General features: G+C 43.4%; 8 protein-coding genes. 7 read left to right on the top strand and 1 reads right to left on the bottom strand.

The window, feature by feature from the left end; translation table 11 throughout:
• Positions 1 to 282 (top strand): IS3 family transposase (locus BUQ87_RS14540; RefSeq protein WP_143182489.1); only part of this gene is annotated, 282 nt, incomplete at its 5' end.
• 119 nt (positions 283 to 401) lie between these two features.
• Here BUQ87_RS14540 and BUQ87_RS14535 read toward each other — a convergent pair.
• Positions 402 to 1499: a 4Fe-4S binding protein gene (locus BUQ87_RS14535; protein WP_052636238.1), complete on the bottom strand. Its 1098-nt coding sequence runs from the start codon at positions 1497 to 1499 to the stop codon at positions 402 to 404.
• A gap of 251 nt (positions 1500 to 1750) precedes the next feature.
• Between BUQ87_RS14535 and BUQ87_RS14530 the strand changes: the two genes are divergently transcribed.
• The 6 genes from BUQ87_RS14530 to BUQ87_RS14500 all read left to right on the top strand — a co-directional run bounded on the left by BUQ87_RS14530 (position 1751) and on the right by BUQ87_RS14500 (position 10108).
• The gene (locus tag BUQ87_RS14530) at positions 1751 to 3469 is read left to right on the top strand and encodes an ABC transporter ATP-binding protein (RefSeq protein WP_038266668.1); all 1719 of its coding nucleotides are present in this window, start codon (positions 1751 to 1753) and stop codon (positions 3467 to 3469) included.
• 2 nt (positions 3470 to 3471) lie between these two features.
• Positions 3472 to 5343, top strand: a complete 1872-nt coding sequence (locus BUQ87_RS14525; RefSeq protein WP_200774478.1) for an ABC transporter ATP-binding protein — start codon at positions 3472 to 3474, stop codon at positions 5341 to 5343.
• Between the two features lie 628 nt (positions 5344 to 5971).
• Positions 5972 to 6871, top strand: a complete 900-nt coding sequence (locus tag BUQ87_RS14515) for an ABC transporter permease (RefSeq protein WP_038266675.1) — start codon at positions 5972 to 5974, stop codon at positions 6869 to 6871.
• Positions 6834 to 7589: an ABC transporter ATP-binding protein gene (locus tag BUQ87_RS14510; RefSeq protein ID WP_038266678.1), complete on the top strand. Its 756-nt coding sequence runs from the start codon at positions 6834 to 6836 to the stop codon at positions 7587 to 7589. The genes BUQ87_RS14515 and BUQ87_RS14510 overlap by 38 nt, the downstream gene beginning before the upstream one ends.
• Before the next feature lie 49 nt (positions 7590 to 7638).
• Complete coding sequence (locus BUQ87_RS14505) at positions 7639 to 8616, top strand: ABC transporter substrate-binding protein (RefSeq protein ID WP_038266681.1); 978 nt, start codon at positions 7639 to 7641, stop codon at positions 8614 to 8616.
• A 331-nt stretch (positions 8617 to 8947) separates the two neighbouring features.
• Positions 8948 to 10108, top strand: coding sequence for an iron-containing alcohol dehydrogenase (locus BUQ87_RS14500; protein WP_038266684.1), 1161 nt, complete (start codon positions 8948 to 8950; stop codon positions 10106 to 10108).
• The last annotated feature ends 127 nt before the right edge of the window (positions 10109 to 10235 follow it).

Below are 10235 nucleotides of genomic sequence, written 5' to 3'. Positions count from 1 at the left end.
CGAGGGTTCTCGTATACCAATAATGCTTTTAAAAGCAAGATTAAAAACGCAGGAATGATCCAAAGTATGTCACGTGTTGGCAAATGCATCGACAATGGTCCTATGGAAGGATTCTTTGGCATTCTAAAGTCTGAAATGTTCTATGGGAAAATCTTTAAATCGCTTGATGATTTAGTTGATAAAATCAAGGAATACATAGTATTTTACAATGAAAGACGATTTCAAAAAAGACTAAAGTGCTTAGCTCCGATAGAATATCGGAACAAAGCACTTATAGCATAAATTTTTATTTAATTATCTGTCTACTTGACAAGGGTCAGTTCATTAATAGGTTCCCTTGAACATTTCTATATATTAAACAGAGCGAATAGTTTAACAATCATATCTTGAAAAAGTATAGCCTAGTGTTTTGCTTTTTGAAGAGCATCCTTCACTGCATCGAGTATCCCAATTGATGAATATGTGGAACCGCTTACAATGTCCACATCGGCGCTTTGAGAATCTATTATGAGGCCTGGGATTTTGGAGTTGGCCCTTTCGAACCACTTGTAGTCGTCCCTTGTACTTACGACTTCTACGCCTGTAATATTTTGACCGCTTACTGTGACTTCGACTACGATTTTGCCGTTAAAGCCTTCTCCCTCTCCTGTGTATACCCCGTCTGCAATTCCAGCAACAGCTGACGGTTCGTTTTGATATACGGCCTGGACATTTGGAGGCGGCTGCGAAGCCGTATCATCCCTTCGAGCAAAGAGGCTGTATCCCATGAAACTTCCGACAAGAACGAGTGCCGCCAGGGCACTTGCAACAAACCTCTTTTTTCCTGATTCATCCATATCTGCTTTTCCAAAACAAAGGGCACCGCTTACGGGGCAGCTTGAAACACACTCGAAGCAGTTTATGCACTGGGGAGACCTGAGGTTTTTTATTTTAGACACGCTTATATTCATCGGACATATATCGTCGCATTTCCTGCAGTTTATGCATACGGACTCATATCGCTTTAACGTGAATATTCTCAACGAGCCCAAGAGTCCATGTTTGGCGCCCTCGTAGCACAGACAGTTGCAAAACGGCCTTTCAAAAACTAAAGATACGGCCAGAAAAAATATAATTACGCCTAATGCGGCAAAAGATACGGCCTCCCTGCCCAAAATACGCGTGAAATTGGCCCTCGGGTCAAATGACATGAGATTAAATACCGCATCAGAGACAGAAAACAATATGAGTGCAAGCACTGCGTATCTTGAGAATACAATGACTTTTTGGATTTGCAGGGGCATTCTTCTTTTTTTGATACCTAAAAGATGTGCCACTTTGCCAAGGATGTCCTGCAAAAATCCATAAGGGCATATCCAGCCGCAGTAAAAGGGTCCGCAAAATATAGTAATGAGTAAAACGATTAGCATGAAAGCTCTGAGATCTGTCAAAAATGACGCTGCAATCAGGCTTGTAAACAGTATTTGTGTTCCTGAGCGAAAAAATTGAATCTTTTTCATAAGAGATACTTCCTTTCAAAAATTGATTTGTACGCAGAATGTGCACCCGCAGCAGTTTCGGCATTTGTGCATAAAACATGGATTAAATTAAGAGATTGAAGTAAAGTGGGTATATATACAATTATACTTTAAAATTGTTTGAAAAATGTGATGGAAATGAGAATATTTATCACGACTCCAAACCTGAATCATTCATATGCGGGCGGAATTGAAATAGCATAAAAGACTTTTGAAGGAGCTGGAATAAAGCAATGATTAAAATACTCAGGCAGCTTAGATACTATAAAATACAAATAGCGATTGTGATTGTACTTACATTTGTTCAGGTTTTTTCGCAGCTTCTTTTGCCCACATTGATGGCGGACATCGTGGACATAGGAGTCGTAACAAAAGACACACGGTATATAATGAATGTAGGCCTTGTAATGCTTGCAGTTGCGTTGGTCGGAACAGGAGCGGCTGTAGTCTCAAGCTACAGTGCCGTAAAAGTGGGTGTTGGATATGGAAGAGACCTTAGAAAAAACTTGTTTGAAAAGGTGCAGTCATTTTCTTCAGGGGAATTTGACAAGGTAGGGACTTCTTCGCTGATAACGAGGACTACAAATGACATAAAGCAAATGCAAAATCTTGTAATAACAGGGCTCAGAATGATGGTGAGGGCTCCGCTTATGGCCATCGGGGGAATAGTGATGGCCGTGTCGAGAAATCAGGAGCTTTCGCTTGTGATCATAGGCTCGATTGTCTCGCTGGGAGTGGTTATAGGGGTAGTCATATTTGTGAGCATGCCTCTTTTTAGGGCAATGCAGGACAAACTGGATGATCTCAACAGGATAATTAGAGAAAGGCTTACAGGAGTAAGGGTTATAAGGGCGTTTAACAGGATGGAACATGAAAGAGAAAAGTTTGACTTTTCAAACAGTGACCTGGCGGGAACATCTCTTAAGGTATACAGGATAATGGGACTTATGATGCCTCTTATGATACTGCTCATAAACATAACCATAGTCGCAATTGTATGGCTTGGCGCGTTTAAAATAGATTCAGGAGAGATTCAGGTGGGGGATATTATGGCGCTTATACAGTACGCCGTGCATATACTCAATTCGGTAATAATGCTTACAATGATATTTATTTCGGTTCCAAGGGCCATGGTTTCATCTGACAGGATAAACGAGGTTTTGGACATGAAAACTAGAATAAAAGACCCGGTTACTGCAAAAAAGCCATATCCAGGTGGAGCTCTTGAGTTTCGGAATGTATGCTTTTGGTATGAAGGCGCAAAGGAGCCGGCTCTAGAAGACATCTCGTTCACATTGAATCAAGGAGAGAGCATGGGCATAATAGGTAGTACGGGTACGGGAAAGTCCACTCTTGTAAATTTGATACCCAGGTTTTACGATCCGTGCAAGGGGAGCATTTTGATGGGCGGAGTGGACATACGGGAAATGTCCCAAAGCGACATCAGAAGCAGGATTGGAATGGTTCCGCAAAGAGCCGTGCTTTTCAGCGGTAGTGTGGAGGATAACATAAGTTTTGGAGATGAGAGAATTTCAAGTGAGGGCATTGAAAAGGCCGCAAGGACGTCACAGGCCGAGGAGTTCATAGTGAAAATGGACAAAGGGTATGAATCAAAGGTTTTCCAGGGAGGGGCGAACTTTTCGGGAGGGCAAAGGCAGAGGCTTTCAATAGCGAGGGCGCTGGCGTCAAAAAGAGAGATATACATATTCGATGACAGTTTTTCGGCGCTGGACTTTAAGACTGACGCAGCGCTTAGAAGGGCGCTAAGGGAAGAAACGTCAGGCTCCAGCGCGATAATTGTCTCCCAACGGGTGAGTACAATAATGGATTTGGACAAAATCATTGTGCTGGAAAACGGCAAAATGGCGGGGTTGGGAAGGCATTCGGATCTTATGGAAAAGAGCAGTGTGTATAGGGACATAGTGCTTTCACAAATGGCGCAGGGGGAATAGCAATGGACAAAGACATGCGTGAAGAAAGGGCGTCTCAAAGAAGCGGCAGAGGGCCGGGAGGACACATCTCTAAAATGGGAATGCCGGTGGAAAAAGCCAAGGACTTTAGAGGGACTCTCAAAAGGCTGCTGGAATACCTCGGACCTCAAAAACTGGCAATTGGAATATCATGCTTGGCGGCAGGCATTGGGACGATTTTCAATGTAGTGGGTCCAAAGATAATGGCCGGGGCGACTGACAGCATATACATTACATTTACAAAAAGGCTTAATGGGATAAATGCGCCTATTGAATATGGATACATTAAAGACATACTCCTTTTGCTTGTAGCACTATACCTTATAAGCGCCGCATTTGGGTACGCAATGCAGTATATAATGGCAGGAGTGTCCCAAAAGACCGTGTACAGCATGAGAAAAAGGGTAAGCGAAAAGCTCTCGAGACTTCCCCTTGGATACTATGATGCGCATGGCTACGGGGATGTAATGAGCCGGGTGAGCAACGACATAGACAACATAAGCAGCACGCTCCACCAGAGCATAAGCCACATGCTTACATCCATAATAACAATATCGGGGATAGTGGGGATGATGATTTCAATAAGCCCTGCACTTACACTTGTAACCATTGTGACACTGCCGCTTAGCGCAATTGTTACAAGGTCGGTCGCAAAGAGGTCTCAAAAGCTGTTCAAGGAGCAGCAAAAAGTGCTTGGAAAGCTAAATTCCCATGTGGAAGAGATGTACTCAGGCCACAATATTGTAAAGGCCTTTGGGTATGAGAAAAAATCTATGGGGAAATTCGATGATTTAAACATCAGGCTCTATGAATCGGGATACAGGGCGCAGTTCATATCCAGCCTTATAATGCCGCTTATAAATTTTATAGGGAACATAGGATACGTGCTGATATGCGCCGTCGGAGCAATATTTGTAAGCATGGGCAGCATATCAATAGGGGGCATACAGGCGTTCATACAGTATTCAAGGCAGTTCAGCCACCCCATAGTCAGGATTGCGAGTATAGCAAATACAATACAGTCTACAATAGCTTCGGCAGAAAGGGTTTTCGAGCTTCTGGACGAGGATGAGGAGAGCCCAGATGGCGAATATGAGCTGAACAAGGAGAGCGTCATAGGAGATTTTATGTTTGAAAATGTGAAATTCAGCTATAAAGAGGGAGAGCCTCTGATTGAAAATCTGAACATTTCGGTAAAACCTGGCCAGACAGCTGCGATAGTCGGACCCACAGGCGCGGGCAAGACGACCCTTGTCAATCTGATAATGAGATTTTACGAAGTCGGCAGCGGAAGAATAATGCTTGACGGCATGGACGTAAGGGATATAAGCCGAGAGAGCCTCAGGCGAAGCTTTGGAATGGTGCTTCAGGACACATGGCTGTTTGGAGGGAGCATAAGGGACAATATAGGATATGGAAGGCTTGGTGCGACAGACGATGAAATAACACAGGCGGCAAAGGCCGCCTATGCAGACCATTTCATAATGACTCTTCCAAACGGGTACGACACAGTGATAAACGAAGAAGCTGACAACATATCGCAGGGCCAAAAGCAGCTTCTCACAATAGCAAGAGCTATGATTGCAAACCCGCGTGTCCTCATTTTGGACGAGGCCACAAGCTCAGTCGACACAAGAACTGAAAAGTGCATACAAAAGGCCGCGGAAAAACTCATGGAGGGAAGGACGAGCTTCATAATAGCCCACAGGCTTTCGACGATAGTGGATGCCGACGTAATACTGGTTATGGACAAGGGAAATATAATAGAATATGGAACCCATGAAGACCTCATGCTCAAAAGGGGATTCTATTTTGAACTCTACAGCAGCCAGTTTACTGCAGGGAATATGGAGTGATACGCGACCAGAAAGTAGGACTGCTCCATATCACGCACATCCATTTTCCCGTGGATTAATATTAATTTCGGATTTATATAATCGGGGAATTCAAGGCCTAAAAATAAAAAAAACCACTCAGAAAATCCAGAAAATAGCCGCATATCTAAACGTATTGGAAACAAAGGGTTTCAGGACTTTGAAAAGTGCGGATTTTCTGGCGGGAAAAATAATTTATACAGAATATTGGATACAAAAACGGTTGACGTAAATAAAAAGGGCTGGTATAATCCTAAATAACAAATCGCCGAGGCAAATCGGCAGGAATAATTTCGAAGAGGAGAAGAGATATGAAAACTATAGCTGGAAGTATGAGAGTCTTTTTTAATAGCCAATTTAGATAGGGTTTGCAGCTGTGACAGACAGAAAACTGACATGGAGGCAAACCCGAGATGTAATGAAACAACATCAAGGTTTGTGTCTGTGTTGGCTATTTGAGATGTCTATTTTTCATTCTCAAAATATAAATTTGCATTTGAGCCGCATGGACTTGTCTGTGCGGTTTTTAATTTGCCAAAGTTTTCAAGGCCGCATTGATATTTACGTCATGCGGCTTTTTTAGTACAAAAATAAGGTGGGGGGAATCACAATGGAAGCTTTAAATGCAGTACTTATTCAAAGTCTTATTCTTTCGGTAATGGTATTAGGAGTGTACATAAGCTATGAAATACTCGACTTTCCAGATCTTTCAGCTGACGGAAGTTTTGCTACAGGAGCGGCTTTTGCGGTAGTGGGCCTCAAGGTAGGGATGAATCCGGCGGTTTGCATACTGATGTCTGTTCTGGCAGGTGCGCTTGCAGGGCTTGTGACGGGAGTGCTTCACGTGAAGGTGAGGATATCAAGCCTTCTAAGTGGGATACTGGTAATGGGAATACTATACTCTGTAAACCTTCGGATAATGGGAAGGGCAAACATACCTCTGTTCAATACGGATCACATGTTCAAGGGAGGCGTACCGGCCATAGTAATAGCGGCGGCTTTTCTGACAGTGATAAAGCTTTCCATAGACGGATTCATGAACACGGGGCTCGGATACTCCATAAAGGCAGTTGGGGACAACGAGCAGATGGTAAAATCGCTCGGCATAGAGACGGGAAGGATAAAGATACTTGCACTCATGATATCGAATGCGCTTGTGAGCCTTTCGGGATGCATAATGGCCCAGTACCAGGGTTTTTCAGACGTATCAATGGGGATGGGCATGCTGGTTCTTGGAATAGCGTCGATAATCATAGGAAAGGCCCTTGCAGGGAGGCTTGCGAAAAGGGATGCGACAATATGCGTGATAGTGGGAACGGTATTCTACCAGTTCACAATATACGCGGCGATAAACATGGGAATGGCACCTACGGACCTTAAGATGATAACATCATTCGTAGTGGTTATATTCCTTGCAGCAGGAAGGTCAGACTTTGGGGAAATCATAAAAAAACATTTAAGGAGGCGCTCATATGCTAAAAGTACAGCAGCTGTCAAAGAGCTTTCCTAATCCATACGGGGAGCCAAACACAATATTTTCGAACCTTTCAATAGACATAAAAAGCGGGGATTTCGTAAGCATAATAGGAAGCAACGGGACAGGAAAATCCACCTTGCTCAACATAATATCGGGAGTGCACAGTGAAAGCTCGGGAGATATTTTTCTCGGGGACAAAGAACTTACAAGCCTTGCAGAGCACGAGAAGACGGGGTTTATAAGCAGGGTTTTCCAAAACCCTTCAACGGGGACATGTCCTACAATGACAGTAAGGGAGAACCTGTCGCTTGCGCTTAACAAGGGATCGCTTTTGAATCTGAAAAGGTGCCTCAGGCATGAAACCGAACTTTTGGAAAGCCTTTTAGAGGGGATATCACTGGAGCTTAAAAAGTACATGGATGTCCAGGTCAAATACCTTTCCGGAGGCCAAAGACAGGCTTTATCGCTCATAATGGCAACAGTTTCAGACCCTAAAGTCCTACTGCTGGACGAGCACACGGCAGCTCTCGATCCAAAGACATCGGACGAGGTAATGGAGCTTACCGACAGGATGGTAAAGGCAAAGGGAATAACAACGCTTATGGTAACACATAATCTGAGGCATGCCGTAAAGTATGGAAACAGGCTGATAATGCTTCACAAGGGTGAAGTTATACTAGATGTCTCGGGTGAGGATAAAAAAGCAATCACAATTGACGAAATACTCAAAAAATTCGAATATTCTGTATAGAATACAAAGTATAAAATACAAAAAACAGATAAAATATGGAGGAGATATTATGAAAATGAACAAGATGTTAAAAAAGATTGCAGTGGTAGCGGTATCGGCGGCGCTTCTTACAGGATGCGGCGCTACAGGAGAAAAAGCACAGGAGAAAATAGAGGTAGGCATAAGCCAGATTGTTGAATATAGTGCGCTGGACGAAAATAGGGAAGGATTTGTAAAGGCGCTTGAAGATGCAGGGTATGTGGATGGGGAAAACATAGAAATAGACATTCAAAACGCACAGGGTGACATAGCTACAGCCCAGACAATAGCTCAAAGTTTCGCGTCCCAGAAGAAGGACATGATATTCGCAATAGCTACGCCGTCCGCACAGGGAGCGTACAACGCAACCAAGGAAATACCTATAATGATAAGCTCGGTTACAGACCCCGTGGCTGCAGGACTTGTAAACTCTATGGAAAACCCGGGAACCAACGTGAGTGGAACATCAGACTACATACCTGTAAGCAAGCAAATAGAGCTTATAAAGACGTTTGCGCCGGATGCAAAGAGGATAGGAGTGCTCTACAACACGAGCGAGGTAAACTCTCAGGTTCAGCTTGACCAGCTTAAGGAAGAGGCGAAGGGCTACGAAATAGTGGAGGTCGGGGTTACAAGCACAAATGAAGTGAACCAGGCCATAAGCAGTATGCTTGGAAAGATAGATGTCCTATACGCTCCTACCGACCAGCTTGTAGTTTCAGCAATGCCTATAATAGTTGAAAAGACAATGGCAAAGAAAATACCTGTAATAGCTGCCGAAAAAGGTTCTGTTGAGCTTGGGGCCCTTGCGACTCAGGGAATAAACTACTACAAGCTTGGATATGAAACAGGCAAGATGGCGGTAAAGGTTCTAAAAGGCGAGGAGATAAGCTCTATGCCGGTAAGGACTGCAAGCGAGACAGACATAATAGTGAACGAAGATACGCTAAAAGCCCTTGGGCTTGAAAAGCCTCAGATAGAAAATGTGGTATACGTAAATGGCGAGTAGGCAGGCGGACGCTGCATTTTATAAAAAATCATAGGGACAAGAATTCCATAGATGGCAAAATGCATAATACTATCCCGCGGGAAACCGCGGGATTTAGCTTTTTTTGAAAAAACTCTAAATTATAATACTTAAAAAAGGACATCATGTAATGCGCGCAGATGAAAATATAAATTGAAAAATTTCAATTTGACTGTTGACTTAGAGTATGTTCTAATGTTTATCATAATAATATGCAGGGCAATATGTATGATAGTGTCATATGAGCAACAAGCTTTTTCATGAGGTGCCATGGAATATAATATTATATGAATTACACAGGAGGAGATATAGCATGTTTAATTTTGATTTTTACAACCCAACCCAGATAGTTTTTGGAAAAGAACGCATGGGAGAACTGGACAAGCTTGTTCCAGAAGACGCCAAAGTGCTTATCACTTATGGGGGAGGAAGCGTTAAAAAGTTTGGAACCCTTCAAAAGGTAAGGGAATCTCTTGGAAACAGGACTGTATTTGAATTCGGAGGAATAGAGCCAAACCCAAGGTATGAGACTCTTATGAAGGCAGTTGAAATCGTAAAGAGCGAAGGAGTTGACTTTCTGCTTGCAGTGGGCGGAGGCTCGGTTATGGACGGGACTAAATTTATATCTCTTGCATCTAGCTACAGAGGGGACGACGCTCAGGAGCTTCTAATTGACAGAAGAAAAGTAATGAAGATTTCAAAGGCCGTGTCTATAGGAACGGTTGTAACACTTCCGGCGACGGGCTCTGAAATGAACAGTGGGGCGGTAATAACCTCAAGTTATGGGAAGCTTCCTATATTCAGCCCGCTTGTGTTCCCTAAATTTTCGATACTTGACCCTACGCTGACATTCACTCTTCCAAAGGCCCAAGTTGCAAACGGCATTGTGGACACTTTCATACACACAGTGGAGCAGTATGTGACTTATCCCGCGGAAGGAAGGCTTCAGGACAGAATGGCGGAAGGGATACTTCAGACGCTTATAGAAATAGGCAAAAAGACTATTGAGGATCCTGAGGACTACGATGCAAGGGCGAACCTCGTGTGGTGCGCAACGATGGGGCTTAACGGACTTATTGGTTCAGGAGTCCCTCAGGACTGGACAACTCACATGATAGGACATGAGCTTACGGCGATGTTTGGAATAGACCATGGAAAGACTCTTGCTCTGCTGCAGCCGGCGATTTGGGAGGTCAGAAGGGAAAACAAGCGTGAAAAGCTTGTTCAGTATGCACAAAGGGTTTGGGACATAAAAGAAGGCGACGACGACTTTAAAATAGATTCGGCAATTGAAAAGACAAGGGGGTTTTTCGAAAGCCTTGGGATAAAGACAAGGCTTTCAGACTACGGAGTCACTGAAGAGAAAATAGAAAATGTGGTAAAAGCTCTAGAAAGCCATGGAATGACGGCGCTTTCTGAAACCAACGATGTAACGCTTGATGTTAGCCGTGAGATACTTAAAATGGCTCTATAATAAAAACACAGGGAAAATCAAAGGGAACCTCGAATGAACTGACCCTTGTCAAGTAGACAGATAATTAAATAAAAATTTATGCTATAAGTGCTTTGTTCCGATATTCTATCGGAGCTAAGCACTTTAG

This window comes from Peptoclostridium litorale DSM 5388 (assembly GCF_900141635.1).
GTDB classification, from domain to species: Bacteria; Bacillota; Clostridia; order Peptostreptococcales; family Peptostreptococcaceae; genus Peptoclostridium; species Peptoclostridium litorale.
The sequence above is the reverse complement of the archived record's forward strand: the minus strand, read 5'-3'. Positions and strand labels throughout refer to the sequence as shown.

Excerpts from the sequence above, each read along its gene's own strand:
- BUQ87_RS14535 (WP_052636238.1), bottom strand. The coding sequence starts at position 1,499 with ATGAAAAAGATTCAATTTTTTCGCTCAGGAACACAAATACTGTTTACA.
- BUQ87_RS14530 (WP_038266668.1), top strand. The coding sequence starts at position 1,751 with ATGATTAAAATACTCAGGCAGCTTAGATACTATAAAATACAAATAGCG.
- BUQ87_RS14525 (WP_200774478.1), top strand. The coding sequence starts at position 3,472 with ATGGACAAAGACATGCGTGAAGAAAGGGCGTCTCAAAGAAGCGGCAGA.
- BUQ87_RS14515 (WP_038266675.1), top strand. The coding sequence starts at position 5,972 with ATGGAAGCTTTAAATGCAGTACTTATTCAAAGTCTTATTCTTTCGGTA.
- BUQ87_RS14510 (WP_038266678.1), top strand. The coding sequence starts at position 6,834 with ATGCTAAAAGTACAGCAGCTGTCAAAGAGCTTTCCTAATCCATACGGG.
- BUQ87_RS14505 (WP_038266681.1), top strand. The coding sequence starts at position 7,639 with ATGAAAATGAACAAGATGTTAAAAAAGATTGCAGTGGTAGCGGTATCG.
- BUQ87_RS14500 (WP_038266684.1), top strand. The coding sequence starts at position 8,948 with ATGTTTAATTTTGATTTTTACAACCCAACCCAGATAGTTTTTGGAAAA.